Raw genomic sequence first — 20,967 nt, forward strand, 5'->3', positions numbered from 1 at the left:
ATTCAAGCCATTGCCGCGGATGCGCCAACCATGTCGATGTCGATCTTCTGGTGCGGCATGTCAATGCCGTGACGACGCAATCGGGCCAGCAGCAGACTGTGCAGTGCGTCGGTCATCGGTAGGCGTTCGGACATTTCGCTGACGAAGACACGAACCTCGTAGATCAGCGCCGAATCGGTGATTTCCATCAGGAATACGCTCGGTGCAGGATCGCCGAGCACCCCGTCGCAATCCGTCATCGCTGCCTCGATCAACTGGCGCACGAGCTGTGTGTCGGCGTCCAACTGGACACGTATCTTCAATTTGACGCGAATGATGGTGTCGGTCAGCGACCAGTTGATCAATTGCTCGGTGATGAAGGCCTTGTTCGGCACGATGATCTCGCGTCGGTCCCAGTCGAGGATGGTGGTCGCGCGGGTCTTGATCTGGGTAACCGTGCCGGTCAGGTCGCGGATGGTGATGACGTCGTTGAGGCGGATCGGCTTCTCGAACAGGATGATGAGGCCCGAAACGAAGTTGGCAAAGATTTCCTGCAAGCCGAAACCCAGGCCAACCGTCAGCGCCGCGACCAGCCATTGCGCTCGAGCCCAGTCGATACCGACGAGATTCAGACTGGCCACGACACCGACCACGATGACCACGTACTTGGTGACGGTGGTGATGGCGAATCCCGTGCCGCGAGCCAGTCGCAGGTACTGCAACAGGCCCAGCTCCATCAGTCCCGGCAGATTGCGAACGACCACGGTCGTCAGGAACACAACGAAGGCGGCAAGCACCAGATCCTTCAATGAAATGACGTCGGTCGCGACGTTGTCGCCGCTGCCGCTGGTGATTTGCCAGACGTGAACGCTGTCCAGGAAGCCGAAGGCGGTGCGCGTTTCCGACCACAGCGGAATCAGGCTGAACATGAAACCAAGCATCAGTACGGTGCGCAGCAGACCCATCGACTGCGCGCTGATGGTATCGAGGTCCAGTTCGTTCAGCGTCGTCGCAACCTCTTCCGGGTTGGGCAGGGCCTCGGCTTGTTCCGCAGGATTCGATTCACGCTCCTGCTGCCTTTCACGCTGCTGCATGGTCTGTGCGCGCCGTGCCCGGGCCCGGTCGAATGCCAGCCGACGGCGCTGGATCAGCATCCAGCGACGCACCAGGAAATAGACCAGCAGGAATCCAAACCCGAGCAGCAGCGACGTTTCGAGCTGCCACAGCAAGGTCCCGGCGGTCGCCAGGTAACCCATCAGCGCACCCGCGATGGCCAGCCATGGCGCACCGATGAGCATGCCCCACAGCAGGTGGTTGGTCCACGAGAGTCCCGAGCCGTTCGAATCCGTGATGATCAGCGGCACCGATCGCCGGTACAGACGCCATGCGAAGCGGCTGAGAACGATGGCAATCCAGATGAAACTGACACGCCCGAGCGTCGCATGGACTGCCGGCTCGTACAGGTTTGCGCTGGCATCAAACAGGAACAGGGCCGGCAGCAGCAACAGCATCGCACTCCTGAATTCACACCACGCCGAGCGCACCTTCTCGACACCCAGATTGAAATGGTGCACCAGCAACCCGTCCTGGTGACTCAACCCGCCAACCAGCACCCATATGAAGAGCGGAACGCCCAACTGCTGCGCAGCCCGATTCAATGCCCCGACCAGAGTGCCGTCTGCCTCGACCTGGAGTGCATTGCCAAACAACCACACCAGCGCTGCCGGCAGCAGCGCAACCAGCACACCGAGCAGCAACGCCACAAAGCTGTAACGGCCCATGTCACGCGTGACCTTGCCGATCGCCGGTGCAACATGGGAGAGGTAGCGAACCAGGCCGTTGCGGGCAACGAACCCCAGCACAATCAACACCGTTGCAGCCAGTGCATGCAACGACAGGCGCGCCGTGCCGCTGCTTCGAATCGATCGTGCCAGTGGCTGCCACGTGGCAGGAGCAGCCAGCCAGCCGGCTGTTTCCCGCATCGACGTGACAAACGAACGGTCGACCGGGCGCACATCCGGCATCCAGAACAGCTTCTCGTTCGTCAGTTCGCGGATATCGGCCAAGTGCTTGTTATGCAGGGCATATGCACCTGCAAGGCTGACCTGTTCGCGAATGCTGGAGTCGATGGCACCAAGCAACTGTTCGAGCAGGCGCACGCGGGAGCGCAGCAACTTCTGCAACGACTCGCGCTGCGCTCGATCCAGCGCCTCGAACTCATCGTGCGTCAACACCCCTTGTGACGACTCGTTGCGCTGCAACGCGCCCAGCTCGCTCTGGAATTCATAGCGATCGACGCGCGCATGCACAGCGCCCGCTTCCAACGGTGCCAGAGCCAGCGGTGCCGGCAAGGCAAGCAGGCGTTGACGCATCGTTTCACCGAAGCTGCGATTGATCTGCAGCCACTGCAGTTGCTCGTTGAGATCGTTGCGCAGGCCCGCCAGCTCACCATTGCCCTGCTCGACGCGGCGCCGCTCCTGCTGCAGGCGTTCCATGTCCTGGCTGTAGCGTGCCAGCGTCGCGGCAAGTTCCTGGTTGCGACGACCCTGTGCCGCCAGCGCGGGTACATCTGCCATCGTGCCGCTCACGCGATCGCTGTCTGCGATGGTCGCCTCGGCGCTCGCACGCCGCAGTTCGATCTGACGAGCCTCCAGCGCTTCGATACGTCGCTTGTCGCCCTCCAGTTGGCGCTCGACCAGAGTCAGGCGCAGCCCCGCAATGCGCTGGCGCTGGCTCGCTGACAGCAGCCGCTGTTCGATCAACTGGATGTGTCGTTCCAGAGACTGCTGGCGCACACTGGCCAACAGCTCCTCGGCCCGATGAAGTTCGGTTGGCGTGGCGTTTTGCTGCAGCTTGTCCACTGCCTTGCGCGCCTGCTGCAATTGCGTTTGCAGGGTGCCAAGCAGGTTCTGGTCACCCGGTTCGTCGATCCTGCCGACTGCATCGACCAATTCATCGCGTTGTCGTTCGAGTTCGAGACGGTTGTTGCGTGCCTGCGCAAGGGCCTGGTCGATCCCCTCGGCATCCAGTCTGCCAACCGATGGCGACACATCCGGCACCGGTGCCGCCTTTTCCGCTTCCAGACCCTTGCGTGTCTGCGCGTATTCATCCATGAAGCGCCGCAGCTCCGCGAGTTGCTCCGCGTAGCGCTCGTCTTCACGTTTCAGTTGCAGCGCACTGCTCCAGATTTCACGCAGTTTCTTCTCCTCGGGCGTCGCATCGGCGCTGCCGTTGCGCAGCAACGATTCGAGGTCCAGCGCACGCGGCGCGGCGTTTGCCACCATCGCAGACAGGCACGCAAACACCGGCAGCAGCAGGCAAACCAGCAGGGTCGGGATTCTTGTCATGACGGACTTCATGGCCTATCGATGCCGAAGCGATGCGTATTCTGTCGCAAAACGCACGCCCGCAGGGCATCACGCTGCACGGGTTTCAATTGTCGTCAGCGTGAAGCATCCTTTGCCCGTATCGATTTGCTGCGCAGAACACTCGAACTGGAAGGGAACGACATGAAAGCCCTCATGACCGCTGCATTGATCGGCTGGATGCTTCTGATCACCGGCTGTGCCGGTTGGAACCCGGGAGGAAAAACGCACCAATCGGGGAGCATCGTCGATTACCTCTATCCCGAGGCCAAAGAGCCGCCGCAGATGCAGCCTGCCGTGACCTATTTGCGACCGCCCGTCCGTGTCGGGATCGCTTTCGTTCCCGGCACTGCCTGGGATTCCGGTTTGCCGGAGCCCGAAAAGGCCAAGCTGCTGGAGCGCGTCAAGGCGTCTTTCGCCCAATACGATTTCATTGGCAACATCGAGCTCATCCCGAGCCAGTACCTGCGCCCCAAGGGCGGCTTCGACAACCTGGAACAGGTGGCACGCATGTTCAACGTCGAAGTAATGGCGCTGCTTTCCTACGACCAGGTCCAGTTCGATGACAGCAACGCCCTGTCGGTTCTCTATTGGACGATCATCGGCGCCTACATCGTCCACGGCGACCAGTACGACATCCAGACCATGCTCGATGCATCCGTCTTCGATGTCAGCAGCCGCAAGCTGCTCTTCCGCGCGCCTGGCACCAGTCAGGTCAAGGGCAGTTCGTCGATGGCCGGGTTCAGTGAACGCGCCCGGATCGCACGCTTCGAAGGCTACTCGCAGGCCGCGACCGCGCTCGTTCCTCAGCTTCAGGCCGAACTCGAGGGGTTCAAGCAACGCATCAAATCCGACGCCGGTTACCGCGTCGAACACAAACCCGGCTATTCCGGCGGCGGTAGTTTTGGCTGGCCGGGCATCCTGCTCGCCCTGTCGCTGTCGTTGATCGCACGCGGTGTTCGGCGCAGGAGCTGATGCAATGCGCCTTGCATTGCTGCTCACGCTGGCATGCGGCGTTCTCGCCTGCACGCCCGATTCCGTGCAGGACTGGCTGTCGCTCGATCGCCATGCGCTGCTGGGCGGGGAAGCCTGGCGCCTGTGGACCGGACACCTCGTCCACTTCTCGACAAGCCACGCCATGAGCAATCTCGTGCTGCTGCTCGTAGTCACTGCCCTGGCGCAGCGCGAGTTCGGTTCGCGCGCGACCCTGACCGCCCTGCTCGTCGCTGCACCGCTGATCTCGCTCGGCCTGAACTGCCTGGTTCCGGATCTCACGGCATATCGTGGCAATTCCGCTCTGTCCGCCTTCCTGGGCGTTGCCGTCGGCATGCACCTCTGGCATCAGGTACCGCGTTTGCGGTTCGCTCTCGCGGCCGTGGGTACGGTAGCCATCGTTGCGATGTGCCTTGAAGCGAGCGGGTCGTTCGCGGGGTTCTCGAACCTTCCAGCAGGCGTCCACGTCGCCTGGCAGGCACACCTGATGGCAGGACTGGGTGCGGTCACGTGGGTGCTTTGCCGAATGCGAAGACAGACCGGCGATTCGTCACCGTGAATCGAACACGCACGACCTTGACTTGGACTCTCGCTGACCCTGCCCTGCAGGCGGGTAGCCGGGAGATCACGATCGACATGGAAGGTGTCAGGCACGAGCGGACAGCGCCTGGTGCGTCGCGAGCAGGTTCTGGCGGGCACCGTGCTCAGGACGCGTGAGGCACCACCTGCACTTCCTCGACCAGCAACTGCAGCGTGCGTTCTCCACGCCATGCGTTGACGTCGAGCCGATACGCAAGCCGCACGTGGCGCACGCCCGGGTTCGGCCACTGCGACAAGTCCACATTGAACGCGATCGCCTCGAGTTCGCAGGCCGGTTCGGTACACGGTTTCACACGCATCCTGAGGTGCCGGCCGCCGACGATGCGCTGCCCTGCAAGCAGGAATTCACCGTCGAAAAGCGGCTCGGGGAAGTGCTGACCCCACGGTCCGGCGTCGCGCAGTTGTTCGGCGCGCCCGAGCGTGAAGTCCTCCGCGGCGAGTTCACCGTCGCTCTCCAGAACATGCTCCAGATCCGTGAGGCACAGGCGGGCACGCACTTCGCGGTCGAAGGCGCTGGCGAACATGTCGAAACACCCGGCATCGATCGTGAGTCCCGCTGCAGTCGCATGCCCGCCGAAGCGATTCACGATCTGTGGCGCTGCGGCTGCCACGGCGGCGATGGTGTCACGGATATGCAGCCCGGGAATCGAACGCGCAGAACCCTTGAGCTCACCGGTATCGGCCGTTGCAAACGCGATCACCGGACGATGGTGGCGCTCGCGGATACGGGCAGCCACCAGTCCGACCACACCCTGGTGCCAGTCATCGCGGTGCAGGCACATTCCCCACGGTAGCTCCTGGCCGTGCGCTGCCACGTCCGCGATCAGACGCAACGCCTCCTGTTGCATCCCCTCCTCGATTTCGCGCCGGTCGCGATTCAGCGTATCGAGCTCGATCGCCATCGCCCGCGCGAGGGCTGGATCGTCCTCCAGCAGGCAACGTACCCCAAGCCCGATGTCGTCGAGCCGGCCGGCAGCATTGATGCGCGGTCCGATCACGAAACCGAGTTCGCTGCTGGTTGCGCGCGCCGGATCGCGCCCGGCCACCTCGAACAGTGCCAGGATGCCCGCACAGGCACGCCCCGCGCGTATGCGCAACAAGCCCTGGTGCACCAGCGCACGGTTGGTGCGATCGAGCGCGACCACGTCGGCCACCGTGCCAAGCGCGACCAGGTCGAGCAGTTCACCCAGATTCGGCTCGACGAGCCGACGGGCGTGAAACCAGCCGCGTGCACGCAGCTCGGCGCGCAACGCCACCATCACGTAGAAGATCACCCCCACACCCGCGAGCGATCGGCTCGGGAACTTCGAGGCATCGAGATTCGGATTCACGATCGCATACGCCGGCGGCAACACGTCGCCGGGGAGATGGTGATCGGTGACGATCACATCGATACCGTGCTGCGCAGCAGCCGCAACGCCCTCGTGAGCCGCAATGCCGTTGTCGACGGTGAGGATCAGCGAGGGATTGCGCTGTGCGGCGACTGCAACCAGCGCCGGGCTGAGTCCATAGCCGTGCTCGAATCGGTTCGGCACCAGGAACGTGCAGCCATCGGCACCCAGGGCATGCAGCGCGCGCAAGGCCAGCGCGCTGCTGGTTGCACCGTCGGCGTCATAGTCGCCGACCACGACGATGCGCTCGCCGGCTTCCAGCGCGTCTGCAAGCCGGCTTGCCGCAACGTCGATTCCGGGCATCGCATCCGGCGGTGCCAGCCGCGCCAGGCTGCGATCCAGCTCGGCAACGTCGGTGACTCCGCGTGCCGCGTAGATCCGCGCCAGCAGCGGATCAGCGACACCCGCAACCGCGATCGCAGGATCAACAAGCCGGCGCCGGATCGATCGCCTCATGCGAGACGGCTGCGAATGAATCCCTGCACCGTGTTCAGGTCGTGATCGAGCACCGTGCATCGCTCCTCGCGTTCGAAGAGATCTGCCATGTAGTGCGGCAGTGCCGGCTCGCACGGCACGCCCGCCCGGGCCACGGCCTCGGGAAATTTCGCCGGGTGTGCGGTTGCCAGCGTGATGATCGGTGTGGCGCGCGAACTGCGGCATTCGCGCGCCGCCTGCACGCCTATCGCCGAGTGTGGGTCGAGCAGGTATCCGGATTCCTCGAAGACGCGTGCGATCATCGCGCAGGTCATCGCATCATCGACCGCAAAGCTCGTGAACTCGGCGCGTGCTGCCTGCATGATTTCCGCTGGCAGATCGACATCACCGGCACGGAAATGCGCCATCAGTTCACGCAGCCGCTTCGCATCGCGCGCGTGAAAATCGAACAGTACGCGTTCGAAGTTGCTCGAGATCACGATATCCATGCTCGGGGAGAGCGTGTGTGCGAGCGGCGCCCGTGCATAGCGCCCGCTCGTCAGCAGCCGGTGCAGGATGTCGTTGGCATTCGTCGCGATGACGAGCTGCTCCACCGGCAGCCCCATCTGCCGCGCGAGATAGCCAGCGTAGATGTCGCCGAAGTTGCCGGTCGGCACCGCGAAGGACACCTTTCGACCGGGCGCGCCGAGCGCAAGTGCCGCGTGGAAGTAGTACACGATCTGGGCCATGATGCGCGCCCAGTTGATCGAATTCACCGCGACCAGGCGCCGGCCCGACGGCAGGAACGACTGGTCGGCGAAGCTCGCCTTGACCATTTCCTGGCAGTCGTCGAAGTTGCCGCGCACCGCGATGTTGTGGACGTTGCCCCCCGGCACGGTGGTCATCTGACGGCGCTGTACGTCCGAGACGCGCTGGTGCGGGTGCAGGATGAAGATGTCGGCACCGGCGCAGTTGCGACAGCCCTCGATCGCGGCGGATCCGGTATCGCCCGAGGTGGCGCCGAGCACGACCACGCGTTCGCCGCTGCGTGCGAGCGAACGATCCAGCAGTCGGCCGAGCAACTGCAGCGCAAAATCCTTGAACGCCAGCGTCGGCCCGTGAAACAGTTCGAGCACCCACTCGTTGTGCCCGAGCTGTACCAGCGGCGCCACCGCCGGGTGGCGGAAGCTGCGGTAGGTCTCGCGCGTCATCGCCAGCAACTCATCGGGCGCAAGGAAGCCGGTGACGAACGGTGCCATCACTTCAGCCGCGAGTTCGGCGTAGTCCAGCTGCGCCCAGGTGCGCATGCGTTCTGCGTCCATACGCGGTAGCGTCTCCGGAACGTAGAGCCCGCCGTCCGGCGCCAGACCGGTCAGCAGGACGTCTTCGAACGCAAGTGCCGGCGACTCGCCGCGCGTGCTGATGTACCTCAAGGCCGTCTCTCCGCTGTTGATTGTTCAGCCTTCCAGCTTTTCCATGCGGATCCGCGTCACACGCCCGCGTATGCTGTCGAGCGCCTCGACCGCAGTGATCGCCTCGCTCATATGGCTCTCGGTCGTGACGCTGCTCAGCAGGATCAGCGTTGCGGTTTCCTGTCCTTCGGGTGCTTCCTTCTGGATCAGCGCCTCGATGCTGATGCCCGCCTCACCGAGTATCTGCGCCACGCGCCACAGCACGCCGGGGCGATCCAGTGCTGCCACGCGCAGATAGTACGAAGTGCGTACTGCCGACATCGGCAGCACCGGTTCGCTCGACAGGCGATCAGGCTGGAACGCCAGGTGCGGCACGCGGTGTTCGGGGTCGGCAGTCAGCGTGCGTGCCACATCGATGATGTCCGCAACCACGGCCGACGCCGTCGGCTCCGACCCGGCACCGGGTCCGTAATAGAGCGTCGGGCCCACCGCATCGCCCTTCACGAGAATCGCGTTCATCACACCGTTCACGTTGGCGATCAGCCGATCGTGCGGGATCAGCGTCGGATGCACCCGCAACTCGATACCCTCGGCGGTACGCCGGCAGATTCCCAGATGCTTGATGCGATAACCGAGTTCCGCTGCGTAAACCAGGTCTTCTTCGTTGAGGGTGCCGATGCCTTCGGTGTAGACCTTGTCGAACTGCAACGGAATGCCGAATGCCAGCGAGGCGAGGATGACCAGCTTGTGCGCGGCATCGATGCCCTCGACGTCGAAGGTGGGATCTGCCTCGGCGTAGCCCAGCGCCTGCGCATCGGCGAGCGCCGCAGCGAAACTGCGTCCCTTCTCGCGCATCTCCGACAGGATGTAGTTGCCGGTGCCGTTGATGATCCCTGCCACCCACTCGATGCGGTTCGCGGCAAGCCCCTCACGGATCGCCTTGATGATCGGAATGCCGCCGCCGACTGCCGCCTCGAACGCGACCGTGACGCCACGCGCACCGGCTGCAGCGAAGATCTCGTTGCCGTGTTCGGCAATCAGCGCCTTGTTCGCCGTGACCACATGCTTGCCTGCAGCGATCGCCTGCATCACCAGTTCGCGCGCCGCGTCGCAACCGCCGATCAGTTCGACGACGATATCGACTTCCGGATCGCGCACCACGGCGAACACATCACGACTGGTGCGTACGCCAGCAGTCTCGCAACGCAGGTTGCCGCGGCGTACCCCGACATGCGTCACGCGCACGTCGCGGCCGACGCGCGCGGCAATGTCGGCCCCGTTGCGTTGCAGCACGGTGAAGGTTCCCGAGCCCACGGTACCGAAGCCGCAGATGCCAACCCGTATCGGACCCATGTGGTGCTCCTCGCTGCTCGATCCGTTCATGCTCAATTTATGCCGAGCATTTTCGCCAGTTCCTTCGCGGGCCGGTATCCCGGTATCAGCGTGCCGTCCTCGAGCACCAGTGCCGGTGTGCCGGTGACACCCACCTTTTCGCCGAGCAGCATCTGGTTGGCAACCGGATTGCCCGCACAGACGTTCTCGGGAATCGTGTCGCCGCGCTTGAGCGCCGTCAGCGCACCCTTGCGGTCAGCCGCGCACCATGCGCTCGCGATCTTGCGATACGACGGTGAGCCCAGGCCCGCACGCGGGTAGGCCAGATAGTGCACTGCAATGCCGAGCTCGTTGATTTCGGCAATCTCGCTGTGCAGCTTGCGACAGTAACCGCAGTCGACGTCGGTGAACACGGTGATCGTCGCACGCGGATTGGGTGGTGAGAAAACGATCATGTCGGCCGGATCGACGGCCGCGATCAACCGTGCCCGCTCCTGCTGGCGCCCGACCTCGTCGAGGTTCGCGAAGCCGTCCGCCCGGATCTCGAACAGATCGCCGGCGACGAAATGCGTTCCCGCACCGTTGACGTAGAGCAGGGGGCCACCACGCACCTGTACCTCGTACATGCCTGCGATCGCACTCGGCTTCGGCGCCTCGTACTGCAGATCGGGCCGCGCCTTCGACAGCGCGGCCAGGATCGCGTCAGCCGCGGGGTCCGGGCCGTCCGCGCCATTCGCGCGGGCAATCAGCAACAACGCCATGATCACGGCAGCGCCGATGCGTCGCCAGCAGCCATCAGCATGTCTCATCCGAACTTCCTCCTGTAGTAATGCGCTAGCCCCGCACCAGGACACGGCCACACCTCCGGCAGATCATCATCCGCGCGGATGGTGCGTCGCGTGCACCTGCTTCAACCGCTCGCGTGCCACGTGCGTGTAGATCTGCGTCGTCGACAGATCGCTGTGCCCGAGCAGCAGCTGCACCACGCGCAGATCGGCCCCGTGGTTCAGCAGATGCGTCGCAAACGCATGGCGCAGCGTATGCGGCGACAGCGGCTTCGTGATCCCGGCCGTGACGGCATGCTGTCTGATCCGGTGCCAGAAGGCCTGACGCGTCAGCGCACGCCCACCACGCCCCGGAAACAGCACCGCACTGTGCATCGCGTCGGGCAGTCCAGGACGCGCCTCGCGCAGATAACGACCTACCCACGTCAGCGCCTCCTCGCCTACCGGAACCAACCGCTCGCGCGAACCCTTGCCCATGATCCGCACCACACCTTGGGTCATGCCGAGCCCGGAGAGTTCCAGCGTGACCAGCTCACTGATGCGCAACCCGCATGCATACAGCAGTTCGAGCATCGCCCGGTCGCGCAACCCGATCGCCGTGGCGATATCCGGTGCTGCCAGCAGCCGTTCCACGTCGTCCTCGCTGAGCGTGCCCGGCAATGCACGCGGAGCCCGTGGTCCCGGCACGCGCAGCGTCGGATCGACGGCGATCGCACCCTCGCGCAAGAGGTAACGATAGAAGCCGCGCAGGCACGACAGCAGACGGGCGGCAGTTCGCGTCGAGCGGCCTTCACGCAAGCCAGCAGCGAGGTATTCCAGCAGCAGCGAACGGTCGACCGCCGCCAGTTCCGACCCACGTGCATGCAACCACCCGGCAAAAGCCTCGAGGTCACTGCGATAGGCCATCAGCGTGTTCGCGCTCGAGCCCTTCTCCATCCACAGCGCATCGAGGAAACGCTCGATCACGCTACGGTCCGCGTCTGCGATCATCGAGGATTTTCACCTCCGGGAGTGCGCCCGCATCGCGCACACACAAAAAAGGTGGCTCACGCCACCTTTTCCGCCGCCTGCCGTACGGATCAGTCGGCGCTCTGCTTGGCCAGCTTTTCCTTGATCCTGGCCGCCTTGCCGCTCAGTTCGCGCAGGTAATACAGCTTCGCCTGACGCACGTCACCACGACGCTTGACCTGGATGTTCGCGACCGCCGGGCTGTAGGTCTGGAACGTACGCTCCACGCCCACGCCGTGGGAGATCTTGCGCACCGTGAACGCCGAGTTCAGGCCCCGGTTGCGCTTGGCGATCACCACGCCCTCGTAGGCCTGCAGCCGCTCGCGCTCGCCTTCGACGACACGCACATCGACCACCACCGTATCGCCCGGTGCAAAATCCGGCACATTCTTGCCCATCTGCTCGGCTTCGAGCTGTCCAATGATCGTGTTCTGCATGACCTCATCCTCCCCTGTTTCGCTCGCGCAACGGGTGCGCTCGCCCCTGTAGCCGTCATTGCGCAGTGCCCAGGGCACCGCCCCCATCAATGCTCTTCGCGTGCTGCCGCCAGATCGGGACGGCGTGCCCGCGTGCGTTCGCAGGCTTGCACCAGCCGCCACGCGCGAATCCGTTCGTGGTCACCACTCAGCAGCACCGGCGGCACTGCGCGCCCCTCGAACACCTCTGGTCGCGTGTAGTGCGGACAGTCCAGCAAGCCTTCTGCAAACGAGTCCTGCACCGCCGACTCGTCGTGCCCCAGTGCACCCGGCAAAAGCCGGATCATCGCATCCAGCAGCACCATCGCAGGCAACTCGCCCCCGCTCAGCACGTAGTCGCCGAGCGATATTTCCTCGTCGATCTCGCTCTCGATCACGCGCTCGTCGACGCCTTCGTAGCGCCCCGCAAGCAGCACCAGTGGCCCGCCCTGCGCCAGCGCTTCCACCCGTTGCTGTCGCAGCGCAACCCCCTGCGGCGACAGGTAGATCACGCGCGCCGCTGCACCAAGTTCGCAACGTGCGGCACGAATCGCCGCACACAGCGGGGGGGCACTCATCACCATCCCCGGACCGCCCCCATAGGGCCGGTCATCGACCGAACGATGACGGTCGCTGGCGTAGTCGCGCGGGTTCCAGCATTTCAGCTCGACCAGCCCTTCGCGCACTGCCCTGCCCGAAATTCCAAAGCCGGTGAGCGCACCGAACATTTCCGGAAAGATCGTCACCACCGCAACGCGCAACACGTCTTGCGCTCAGAAATCCGGATCCCAGTCGACCAGCATCTCGCGACGCACACGGTCGACCTCGACGATCACCTCATCCGGCACCCACGGAATCAGACGCTCTCGCGTATCGATGCTGCCCGTGCAACCCTGCACTACCAGCACATCGTTGGCTCCGGTCCCGAACAGGTGATCGACCGTGCCGATCAGTGTCCGGCTGCCGTCGTCGCGCCGCGCGTACACCTGCATGCCCTCGAGTTCGGCCCAGTAATACTCATCTGGACCGGGGTCTGGCAACTCGGTCCGCACTACGGCAATCTCGGCCTGTGCAAAACGCTGCGCCGTCTCCGGATCGTCACAACCCGGCAGATGGACGATCAGCCCCTTGCCGTGGCGTCTGCCTGCGTCGATCCGGTGGCTTTCCCACCCGGCTGCCGTACCAATCCGCCAGATCGGGTAGTCGAGGATCGCGTCCATCGGCTCGGTGAACGACCAGACCTTCAGCCAACCCTTGATCCCATACACACCACCGATGCGACCCAGTATCACCAGATCGCGACCAGCCACATCCTCCACGCCGCTGCGTCAGGCAGCCTGTGCCGCGTGCGCGTTCTCATGCAACAGCTTCGCCACGCGCTCCGACAACTGTGCGCCCTGCTGTACCCAGTGCTGGATCCGCTCGCGATCCAGGCGCAGACGCTCTTCCTTCCCGCTCGCGATCGGGTTGAAAAAGCCGACGCGCTCGATGAAGCGGCCATCGCGGGCGCTGCGGCTGTCGGTCACCGTGACCTGATAGAACGGGCGCTTCTTGGCGCCAACACGCGAAAGTCTGATCGTCAACATGAAACGTTTCCTGACATTGATCCCCGGGTGTTCCGGTACCCGCGACACGAGTGGCCGGGCAACCTGCGAAGGGCGGCTATTCTAAGAGAAGGTTGCCGGATTTGAAACACTCGCTCGCAGACGTCTGCGACGATCGGGATTTTTACCGCCGAGGGAATCCGCCCCCTGGTGGCAGCATGCCGCCGAGCCCGCGCATCATGTTCTGCATCGCGCTGCGGTTGCCAAGCTTCTTCATCATTTTCTGCATCTGCTTGTGTTGCTTCAGCAACCGGTTCAGATCCTGGATCGAGGTTCCCGAACCCTGCGTGATGCGCCGCTTGCGCGAACCGTTCAGCATCTCCGGGTCGCGCCGCTCGGCTGGTGTCATCGAATTGATGATCGCCTCCATGCGTGTGAAGGTCTTTATGTCCACCTTCTCCTGCGCCATCTGTGCCAGTCCGCTCATGCCGGGCAACTTGTCCAGCATGCTCGCGATGCCGCCCATATCGCGCATCTGTTGCAGCTGGTCTCGGAAATCCGTGAGGTCGAAACCCTTGCCCTTGCGGATCTTCTTCGCGAGCTTTTCCGCCTTCTCGCGATCGAGCTTGCGCTCGGCCTCCTCGATCAGCGACAGGATGTCGCCCATGCCGAGAATCCGCGATGCAACCCGCTCGGGGTGGAACGGTTCGAGCGCGTCGGTCTTCTCGCCGACGCCAAGAAACTTGATCGGCTTGCCGGTCACCGCACGCACCGAGAGCGCAGCACCGCCGCGTGAATCGGCATCGGCCTTGGCGAGGATCACCCCGGTCAGCGGCACGGCTTCGTTGAACGCTCGCGCGGTCGCGGCGGCGTCCTGCCCGGTCATCGCATCGACGACGAACAGCGTTTCGGCCGGATTCAACACCGCATGCAGTTCGCGGATCTCCTGCATCATCGCTGCATCGATCGCCAACCGCCCTGCCGTGTCGACGATCAGCACGTCGGCGAACTGGATACGCGCCGTGCGCAACGCCTCACGCGCGATATCGACCGGACGCTCATCTTCATGACTGGGTATGAAACCGGCATCGACGCCGGCTGCCAGCGTCTCGAGCTGATGGATCGCGGCCGGGCGATAGACGTCGGCACTGACCATCAGCACCTTCTTGCCCTTCTCGCGCAACCAGCGCGCCAGCTTGGCGGCGCTGGTGGTCTTGCCACTACCCTGCAATCCCGCCATCAGGATCACGGCCGGTGGCTGCACCGACAGGTCCAGCCCCTCGTTGGCAGCGCCCATCGCCTGCTCGAGCTCGCGCTGCACGATGCGCAGGAAGGCTTGCCCCGGGCTCAGGCTCTTCAGCACTTCCTGGCCAAGGGCCCGCGTGCGCACCTGGTCGACGAAATCCTTCACGACCGGCAGCGCGACGTCCGCCTCGAGCAGGACCTGGCGCACCTCGCGCAGGGTTTCCTGGATGTTGTCCTCGGTCAGCGTGGACTTGCCGGCAACCTTGCGCAGGGTTTCCGAAAATCGCTCGGTGAGAGTCTCGAACATGGGACAGATCCGCCTGTGCCGCAACGACGGGCATCGAAAAGGACGCGCGAGTATAGCCGAGGCCGGCACGGGCAAGAAGCGCGTGCGTGACAGCGCGTGCGTGACAGCGCGTGCGTGACGACTGCGGCGAGCACAGCTAGACTGTGTGGCACACCGGGCCACCCCGGACCGATCACCCGATGGATGCGGATCCCGCCTGACCGGCATGACAGTGCTCGTATCCGGAATTGTCGCCTGCGCCTTCTACTTCGCGAGCATCGCCACGCATCTGCGCGCGTTGCACGAAGGTGCCACGACCCAGCAACGCTGGCTGCGCATCGCGATATGGCTGGCAGTTCCGGCACTGCTGGCGCATCTGCTGAGCTGGTCCACCGCTGTATTCCGGGCAGGCGGACTGGATCTGGGCCTGTTCAACGCTGCTTCGCTGTTCTTCTGGGTGATCGCACTGGTGGCATGGGCGGCGAGCTGGCGTGCACCGCTTGCCAACCTGCTGCCCGTCCTGTATCTGCTGGCAATCGTGTCGACGCTGTCCGCCCTGTTCCTGCACACCGGGTACGCGCCACGCACCGCCGTCGGCTGGGGCGTCGGATCGCATATTCTCTTTTCGCTGCTGTCGTACAGCATTCTTGGCATTGCGGCATTGCAGGCCGTGGCACTCGCCCTGTTGATCCATCGACTGAAGCACCGTCGCCTGCACGGCCTGGTGGCGGTAATGCCGCCACTGCAGACGATGGAGGACCTGCTGTTTCGCCTGATCTGGACCGGTGAGTTGCTGCTCACGCTGTCGATCGTGACCGGAGCGCTGTTCCTCGAGGACATATTCGCGCAGCATCTGGCACACAAGACCGTGCTGTCGATCGTTGCCTGGCTGCTGTTCGCAGTCCTGCTGCTGGGTCGATCCCGTCTCGGGTGGCGCGGCATCACGGCAGTGAAATGGACCGTGGCAGGCTTCGCCCTGCTGATCCTGGCCTACTTCGGCAGCAAGCTGGTGCTCGAACTGGTGCTGCACCGACCGGCGTGGTGATGTTCGCCGCGATTGTCTTGTCGCCTGCTTTTATTCACCATACGAGTCCCGCATACACGAGACCACCACGCTCTTGGACGACATCCCGCTGCAACTGCTGCTCAGCATCCTGATTGCCTGCCTGCTGATGTCGGCGTTCTTCTCCGGTTCCGAAACCGGCATGATGTCGCTCAATCGTTACCGGCTGCGGCATCTGCGCAAGACGCAGCGCAGTGCACGCATCGCGGCAAACCTGCTGGAACGTCCAGACCGGCTGATCGGCCTGATCCTGATCGGCAACAACCTCGTGAACATCCTCGCTTCGGTGATCGGCACCGTGATCGCGATCCGCCTGTGGGGTGACGCGGGAATCGCGATCGCCACCGCTGTGATCACGGTGGCAGTACTGATCGTCGGCGAGGTGACTCCCAAGACGCTCGCCGCGCTGCACCCGGAACGCTTCGCCTTTCCAGCAGCCTACGTGCTGAACGTGCTGAGGTATGCGCTGTATCCGGCCGTGTGGTCCATCAACGCGATCAGCAACGGCCTGCTGCGGGTGCTCGGCGTCGATCCCGAGCGGCGTCCGGACGAAGTGCTGGGTTCGGAGGAACTGCGCACGATCGTCGGTGAAGCGGGACTGATGATCCCGCCACGCCACAAGCACATGCTGCTGAACATCCTGGACCTGGAGAAAATCACCGTCGACGACATCATGGTGCCGCGCCAGGACATCTTCGGCATCGACATCACCGCGGACGATGCCATCATACTGGCGGCACTGCGCTCGAGCGAACACACGCGCGTGTTGCTGTACCGCGAAGACATCGGCAACGTGCTCGGGATACTGCACCTGCGCAAGGCGAGCAGCTTCATGCACGGCGAGCAGCTCGACCGTGAAGCGATGCAGCGGGCAGCCGGTGAACCCTACTACGTCCCCGAAAGCACCCCTCTCAACACGCAATTGCTGAACTTCCAGAAACTGAAGCGGCGCATCGGAATCGTGGTCGACGAATACGGCTCGGTGCGCGGTCTCGTGACGCTGGAGGACATCCTCGAGGAAATCGTCGGCGAGTTCACGTCGAATATCGCCAGCCAGTCACCCGATATCGTCGCGCAGCCCGACGGCAGTTGCGTGATCGACGGTGGCACTGCGATTCGCGAGATCAACCGTTCGCTGCACTGGGACCTGCCGGTCGACGGACCGAAGACCCTCAGCGGGCTGATCGTCGAACACCTGGAGACGATTCCGGAAGCCCACCTGGGATTACGTATCGGGCGTTATGACTTTGAAATCCTCGAACTGCAGGGCAAGGTGATCCACAAGGTTCTCGCACGCCGAACGTCACGCGCCTGAATTCCTCGCGACATCAGTCTCATCAACGATGCGCCGCAGGCGTACGCGAAACAGTTGCCCCTTGGCACGATAACGACGTGCGCTCTCTTCCAGACGCGCGCGCTCCTCGTCGCTCAGCGAGCGTCGCACACGCGCTGGCGAGCCAAGTACCAGCGAGCCATCCGGCACCCGCATCCCCTCGGTGACCAGTGCATTGGCACCAATCAGACAATTGCGCCCGATCACGGCCCCGTTCAGGACCACCGCATCGATCCCGACCAGGCTACCCTCGCCGATGCTGCAACCGTGCAGCATCGCCTTGTGTCCCACGGTCACCCGTTCGCCGATATGCAACGGGAAACCGGGATCGGCGTGCAGCACGGCGTTCTCCTGCACGTTGGATCCCATGCCGATCGTGATCTGCTCGGTGTCGGCACGAACCACGGCACCGAACCAGATGCTCGCCTCGGCTGCGACCGTCACGGCCCCCACCACCACTGCATCCGGAGCCAGGAAACAGCTCGCATCGATCTGCGGTGCCACACCATCGAGTTCGTAGATCATCGCCATCGCAGCACGTCCTCAACGTCGAAGTTCGACATGAAAATCGAAAGCCGCTTCCAGCAGATCGAGCAGCATCACCGCAGTCAGACCCCAGACCTGGCGCTCGCCCCACGGATACCACGGCACATCCATCTCACGCCCCTGGTGCAGCACACGATCGATGCGCAGGTTTTCCCGCAGCAGAAAATGCGCCAACGGGATGCGGTAGACCTCATCGAGTTCTGCCCGGTTCGGCTCCAGTTGCAGATCCGCAGGCACGACGGCGACGACCGGACAGACGCGTACACCGAAGCGCGACGTGCGTCCGCGCAGTGCACCGACGACCTCGACGCAGGCAGGATCGAGCGCGATCTCCTCATGACTTTCGCGCAACGCCGTATGGATCAGATCCCGATCTTCCCGATCGCGGCGCCCGCCAGGAAACGCCACCTCACCCGGGTGGGTGCTCATGTGCGCAGCGCGCAGGGTGAGGATCAGCTCCGGCGCGGGCTGCGCGGTCAGCGCCAGCAAGACTGCAGCATCGGCCTCCTCCAGTGCCGGCACGACGCTGCCGCCAACGCGCTCGCGCACACGCTGCAGCACGCTCATGCCACCGGCTCCAGGCGCAGCACGCCGAATGCAGGTTCTTCATACGGATGCGCGGCACGCAACGCAGCCAGCACACCATCCAGGCACTTACCGGAACACAGCATCTCGATGCGCAGTTCGCGCACGCGCTCGTCGCCGCCGACCGAGCCGATGAACGGCCTGGCGTCCGTTCCCGGCCGGAACTGGCCCGTTCCTTCGCACTGCCACGCACAACCACTGTAGGCACCGATACGTCCAGCGCCGGCGGCAAACATCGCTTCCTTCAGTGCTTCCGCGTGTTCCGGATCGACGTAGACGAAAATCTGGTACTCGAGTGAACTCATGAGCATGTCACGCAAGGTTGCCGGCATAACGTTGGACGAAGTCCGCACGGAAGCGTTCCCAGTTCCCCTCGGTGATCGCTGCACGGATGCCGCGCATCAGCTCCTGATAGAAGTACAGGTTGTGGATCGTGTTCAGCTGGCTGCCGAGCATCTCGTTGCAGCGATCGAGATGGTGCAGGTAGGCGCGACTGAAACGGGTGCAGGTGTAGCACGCGCAGGCCGGGTCTACCGGCTCCTCGCAGCGACGATTGACGGCATGGCGCAGCTTCAGTACGCCGCGCGAGGTGAACAGCCAGGCATTGCGTGCGTTGCGGGTCGGCAACACGCAGTCGAACATGTCCACTCCGCGTGCGACGGCATCGAGGATATCGAGCGGAGTGCCCACCCCCATCAGATAGCGTGGCCGTTCGACCGGCAACTGCGGCCCCAGATGATCCAGTACGGCCAGCATCTCCTGCCGCGGTTCGCCTACCGACAGCCCGCCGATCGCATAGCCGTCGAACCCGATGTCGAGCAGCCCTGCCAGCGAACGCGAACGCAGATCGGCGAACATGCCCCCCTGCACGATGCCGAACAGCGCTGCCGGATTGTCGGCGTGCGCCTGCCGGCTGCGGCGGGCCCAGCGCAGACTGAGCTCCATCGATGTGCGGGCCTGCTCCTCGCCGGCCGGGTAGGGAGTGCATTCATCGAACACCATGACCACATCGGAGCCTAGATCGCGCTGCACACGCATCGAGGTTTCGGGATCGAGGAACACCGCACTGCCGTCGACCGGCGAACGGAAACGCACCCCGTCTTCGCTGATCCGTCGCATGTCACCCAGGCTGAACACCTGGAATCCGCCCGAATCGGTAAGTATGGGACGGCTCCAACCCATGAATGCGTGCAGATCACCGAGTTCGCGAATGATTTCCGAACCCGGGCGCAGCATCAGGTGGAATGTGTTGCCGAGCACGATCTGGGCACCGATCTCATCCAGGTCGCGCGGCAGCATGCCTTTCACGGTACCGTAGGTGCCCACGGGCATGAAAGCAGGCGTATCGACCACGCCTCGCACGAAACTCAACCGGCCGCGCCGTGCGCTGCCGTCGTGCGCCAGCAGTTCGAAACCACCGAAACAGCCGCTCACCGCTGCAACTCCACTCGCGACTTCAGCAATGGTGCTTGCTCGCCCAGCACGAACATCGCGTCTCCATAACTGAAGAAGCGGTATTCGCGTGCCACAGCATCCCGGTACGTTGCCAGCACACGGGTGCTCCCGGCAAATGCGCACACCAGCATCAGCAACGTCGATTCGGGCAGGTGGAAATTGGTGATCAAGGCATCCACGGCGCGAAAACGGTATCCGGGATGGATGAAGATCGACGTCTCGCCCTCGTATGGACGGATGCCATCAGTACCGGCTACCGTCTCCAGCGCACGCAGTGACGTAGTGCCGACCGCTATCACACGCCGGCCCTGCGCGTGCGCGCTGTTCACCTGCTCGCACAACCGTGCACCGACATCGATGTACTCGGCGTGCATCCGGTGCTGTTCCACTTCCGTCACGCGCAGCGGCTGGAAGGTTCCGGCACCGACGTGCAAGGTCAGGAAGGCGGTCTCCACACCGAGTTCGCGCAATCGCGCCAGCAGCGCATGGTCGAAGTGCAGCCCTGCCGTCGGTGCTGCGACTGCACCATCGCGTGTCGCGTAGACCGTCTGGTAGCGCTCGCGATCCAGCGGTGCATCGGCACGATCGATGTACGGAGGCAACGGCATGTGCCCGATACGATCGATCAGCGCGAGTGGATCGCTGCCTGACGGAAAACCGAGCTCGAAGAACTCGCCCTCGCGCCCCAGCACGCTCACACGCACTGCCTCGCGCCCTTCGTCGTCGAGCAACACGATCTCCGCGCCCACTCGCGGCTTGCGATTTGCACGCAACTGCGCCAGCACGCGACGCCCCGCAAGCAGGCGCTCGATCAGTATCTCGACACCACCACCGGTATCGGGTTTGCAGCCAAACAGCCGCGCCGGGATCACCCGCGTGTCGTTGAACACCAGCAGATCGCCCTGGCGCAGCAGGGATCCGATCTCGGCGAAGCGCAAATGCTGCAACTGTGCGTCATGTGGATCGAGGTACAGCAGGCGACTGCCCGTCCGCTCAGCCGCAGGCTCACGCGCAATCAGCCGCTCGGGTAGCTCGTAGTGGAAATCAGCGACTTTCATTGCGGATCCGTACCGGAAAGGCGGCAAGGGTATCGACGCCCCGCGAGTATGGCAACGCAGTTGCCACCACACAGTTGCCGCCCTCCGATGCATTGCTATAATGCCGCGCGCTTCAAGG

Annotated in this window: 20 protein-coding genes; 4 read left to right on the forward strand and 16 right to left on the reverse strand. The window is 63.9% G+C overall.

The window, feature by feature from the left end; genetic code table 11:
• Window positions 1-2: 2 nt before the first annotated feature.
• The gene (locus H7A12_03770; GenBank protein MCP5319930.1) at window positions 3-3,326 is read right to left on the reverse strand and encodes a mechanosensitive ion channel; all 3,324 of its coding nucleotides are present in this window, start codon (window positions 3,324-3,326) and stop codon (window positions 3-5) included.
• 162 nt (window positions 3,327-3,488) lie between these two features.
• Between H7A12_03770 and rhlP the strand changes: the two genes are divergently transcribed.
• Window positions 3,489-4,319: a rhombotarget lipoprotein gene (gene rhlP / locus H7A12_03775; GenBank protein MCP5319931.1), complete on the forward strand. Its 831-nt coding sequence runs from the start codon at window positions 3,489-3,491 to the stop codon at window positions 4,317-4,319.
• 4 nt (window positions 4,320-4,323) lie between these two features.
• A complete protein-coding gene (locus H7A12_03780; protein ID MCP5319932.1) occupies window positions 4,324-4,896 on the forward strand; it encodes a rhomboid family intramembrane serine protease in 573 nt (190 codons plus the stop codon).
• Window positions 4,897-5,041: 145 nt separating this feature from the next.
• On the opposite strand, the gene recJ is transcribed toward H7A12_03780, so the two are convergent.
• The 10 genes from recJ to ffh all read right to left on the reverse strand — a co-directional run bounded on the left by recJ (window position 5,042) and on the right by ffh (window position 14,830).
• Window positions 5,042-6,784: a single-stranded-DNA-specific exonuclease RecJ gene (gene recJ, locus H7A12_03785; GenBank protein MCP5319933.1), complete on the reverse strand. Its 1,743-nt coding sequence runs from the start codon at window positions 6,782-6,784 to the stop codon at window positions 5,042-5,044.
• Window positions 6,781-8,175, reverse strand: a complete 1,395-nt coding sequence (locus H7A12_03790; GenBank protein ID MCP5319934.1) for a threonine synthase — start codon at window positions 8,173-8,175, stop codon at window positions 6,781-6,783. Before H7A12_03790 ends, recJ begins: the two co-directional genes overlap by 4 nt.
• Window positions 8,176-8,199: 24 nt before the next feature.
• Window positions 8,200-9,507, reverse strand: a complete 1,308-nt coding sequence (locus H7A12_03795; protein ID MCP5319935.1) for a homoserine dehydrogenase — start codon at window positions 9,505-9,507, stop codon at window positions 8,200-8,202.
• Window positions 9,508-9,539: 32 nt separating this feature from the next.
• Entirely contained in the window at window positions 9,540-10,247 is a 708-nt protein-coding gene (locus H7A12_03800) for a thioredoxin fold domain-containing protein (GenBank protein MCP5319936.1), read from the reverse strand.
• A 114-nt stretch (window positions 10,248-10,361) separates the two neighbouring features.
• Window positions 10,362-11,261 (reverse strand): site-specific tyrosine recombinase XerD, encoded by a 900-nt coding sequence (gene xerD / locus H7A12_03805; protein ID MCP5319937.1) that lies wholly within the window; start codon window positions 11,259-11,261, stop codon window positions 10,362-10,364.
• A gap of 89 nt (window positions 11,262-11,350) precedes the next feature.
• Window positions 11,351-11,716, reverse strand: a complete 366-nt coding sequence (gene rplS, locus H7A12_03810; protein MCP5319938.1) for a 50S ribosomal protein L19 — start codon at window positions 11,714-11,716, stop codon at window positions 11,351-11,353.
• 86 nt (window positions 11,717-11,802) lie between these two features.
• Entirely contained in the window at window positions 11,803-12,495 is a 693-nt protein-coding gene (trmD, locus tag H7A12_03815; protein MCP5319939.1) for a tRNA (guanosine(37)-N1)-methyltransferase TrmD, read from the reverse strand.
• 12 nt (window positions 12,496-12,507) lie between these two features.
• Window positions 12,508-13,053, reverse strand: coding sequence for a ribosome maturation factor RimM (gene rimM / locus H7A12_03820; GenBank protein ID MCP5319940.1), 546 nt, complete (start codon window positions 13,051-13,053; stop codon window positions 12,508-12,510).
• Between the two features lie 9 nt (window positions 13,054-13,062).
• Complete coding sequence (gene rpsP, locus H7A12_03825) at window positions 13,063-13,320, reverse strand: 30S ribosomal protein S16 (GenBank protein MCP5319941.1); 258 nt, start codon at window positions 13,318-13,320, stop codon at window positions 13,063-13,065.
• Between the two features lie 142 nt (window positions 13,321-13,462).
• The gene (gene ffh, locus H7A12_03830) at window positions 13,463-14,830 is read right to left on the reverse strand and encodes a signal recognition particle protein (GenBank protein MCP5319942.1); all 1,368 of its coding nucleotides are present in this window, start codon (window positions 14,828-14,830) and stop codon (window positions 13,463-13,465) included.
• 205 nt (window positions 14,831-15,035) lie between these two features.
• Between ffh and ccsA the strand changes: the two genes are divergently transcribed.
• Together ccsA and H7A12_03840 are read left to right on the forward strand one after the other, a co-directional pair.
• A complete protein-coding gene (gene ccsA, locus H7A12_03835) occupies window positions 15,036-15,854 on the forward strand; it encodes a cytochrome c biogenesis protein CcsA (GenBank protein MCP5319943.1) in 819 nt (272 codons plus the stop codon).
• A 73-nt stretch (window positions 15,855-15,927) separates the two neighbouring features.
• The gene (locus H7A12_03840; protein MCP5319944.1) at window positions 15,928-17,187 is read left to right on the forward strand and encodes an HlyC/CorC family transporter; all 1,260 of its coding nucleotides are present in this window, start codon (window positions 15,928-15,930) and stop codon (window positions 17,185-17,187) included.
• Here H7A12_03840 and H7A12_03845 read toward each other — a convergent pair.
• The 5 genes from H7A12_03845 to queA are packed head-to-tail and all read right to left on the reverse strand — an operon-like array spanning window position 17,176 to window position 20,849.
• A complete protein-coding gene (locus tag H7A12_03845; GenBank protein MCP5319945.1) occupies window positions 17,176-17,730 on the reverse strand; it encodes a gamma carbonic anhydrase family protein in 555 nt (184 codons plus the stop codon). The genes H7A12_03840 and H7A12_03845 overlap by 12 nt on opposite strands.
• Window positions 17,731-17,748: 18 nt before the next feature.
• Entirely contained in the window at window positions 17,749-18,318 is a 570-nt protein-coding gene (locus H7A12_03850) for a CoA pyrophosphatase (protein ID MCP5319946.1), read from the reverse strand.
• Window positions 18,315-18,641 carry an NGG1p interacting factor NIF3 gene (locus H7A12_03855; GenBank protein MCP5319947.1) on the reverse strand — a complete coding sequence of 109 codons (327 nt, stop codon included), beginning with the start codon at window positions 18,639-18,641 and terminating at the stop codon, window positions 18,315-18,317. The genes H7A12_03850 and H7A12_03855 overlap by 4 nt, the downstream gene beginning before the upstream one ends.
• Window positions 18,642-18,648: 7 nt before the next feature.
• A complete protein-coding gene (gene tgt / locus H7A12_03860) occupies window positions 18,649-19,770 on the reverse strand; it encodes a tRNA guanosine(34) transglycosylase Tgt (protein ID MCP5319948.1) in 1,122 nt (373 codons plus the stop codon).
• Window positions 19,767-20,849: a tRNA preQ1(34) S-adenosylmethionine ribosyltransferase-isomerase QueA gene (queA, locus tag H7A12_03865; protein ID MCP5319949.1), complete on the reverse strand. Its 1,083-nt coding sequence runs from the start codon at window positions 20,847-20,849 to the stop codon at window positions 19,767-19,769. The genes tgt and queA overlap by 4 nt, the downstream gene beginning before the upstream one ends.
• Window positions 20,850-20,967 lie beyond the last annotated feature (118 nt).

This window comes from Pseudomonadales bacterium (assembly GCA_024234165.1).
In the GTDB taxonomy this organism is placed as follows: Bacteria; Pseudomonadota; Gammaproteobacteria; order Pseudomonadales; family UBA5518; genus UBA5518.

What these genes read in the sequence shown, in the direction of transcription:
- H7A12_03795 (MCP5319935.1), bottom strand. Translation starts at nt 9,507, where the DNA reads ATGGGTCCGATACGGGTTGGCATCTGCGGCTTCGGTACCGTGGGCTCG.
- recJ (MCP5319933.1), bottom strand. Translation starts at nt 6,784, where the DNA reads ATGAGGCGATCGATCCGGCGCCGGCTTGTTGATCCTGCGATCGCGGTT.
- H7A12_03800 (MCP5319936.1), bottom strand. Translation starts at nt 10,247, where the DNA reads ATGGCGTTGTTGCTGATTGCCCGCGCGAATGGCGCGGACGGCCCGGAC.
- xerD (MCP5319937.1), bottom strand. Translation starts at nt 11,261, where the DNA reads ATGATCGCAGACGCGGACCGTAGCGTGATCGAGCGTTTCCTCGATGCG.
- ffh (MCP5319942.1), bottom strand. Translation starts at nt 14,830, where the DNA reads ATGTTCGAGACTCTCACCGAGCGATTTTCGGAAACCCTGCGCAAGGTT.
- ccsA (MCP5319943.1), top strand. Translation starts at nt 15,036, where the DNA reads ATGACAGTGCTCGTATCCGGAATTGTCGCCTGCGCCTTCTACTTCGCG.
- rpsP (MCP5319941.1), bottom strand. Translation starts at nt 13,320, where the DNA reads ATGTTGACGATCAGACTTTCGCGTGTTGGCGCCAAGAAGCGCCCGTTC.
- queA (MCP5319949.1), bottom strand. Translation starts at nt 20,849, where the DNA reads ATGAAAGTCGCTGATTTCCACTACGAGCTACCCGAGCGGCTGATTGCG.
- H7A12_03845 (MCP5319945.1), bottom strand. Translation starts at nt 17,730, where the DNA reads ATGATCTACGAACTCGATGGTGTGGCACCGCAGATCGATGCGAGCTGT.
- H7A12_03780 (MCP5319932.1), top strand. Translation starts at nt 4,324, where the DNA reads ATGCGCCTTGCATTGCTGCTCACGCTGGCATGCGGCGTTCTCGCCTGC.
- rplS (MCP5319938.1), bottom strand. Translation starts at nt 11,716, where the DNA reads ATGCAGAACACGATCATTGGACAGCTCGAAGCCGAGCAGATGGGCAAG.
- H7A12_03850 (MCP5319946.1), bottom strand. Translation starts at nt 18,318, where the DNA reads ATGAGCGTGCTGCAGCGTGTGCGCGAGCGCGTTGGCGGCAGCGTCGTG.
- H7A12_03855 (MCP5319947.1), bottom strand. Translation starts at nt 18,641, where the DNA reads ATGAGTTCACTCGAGTACCAGATTTTCGTCTACGTCGATCCGGAACAC.
- rhlP (MCP5319931.1), top strand. Translation starts at nt 3,489, where the DNA reads ATGAAAGCCCTCATGACCGCTGCATTGATCGGCTGGATGCTTCTGATC.
- H7A12_03770 (MCP5319930.1), bottom strand. Translation starts at nt 3,326, where the DNA reads ATGACAAGAATCCCGACCCTGCTGGTTTGCCTGCTGCTGCCGGTGTTT.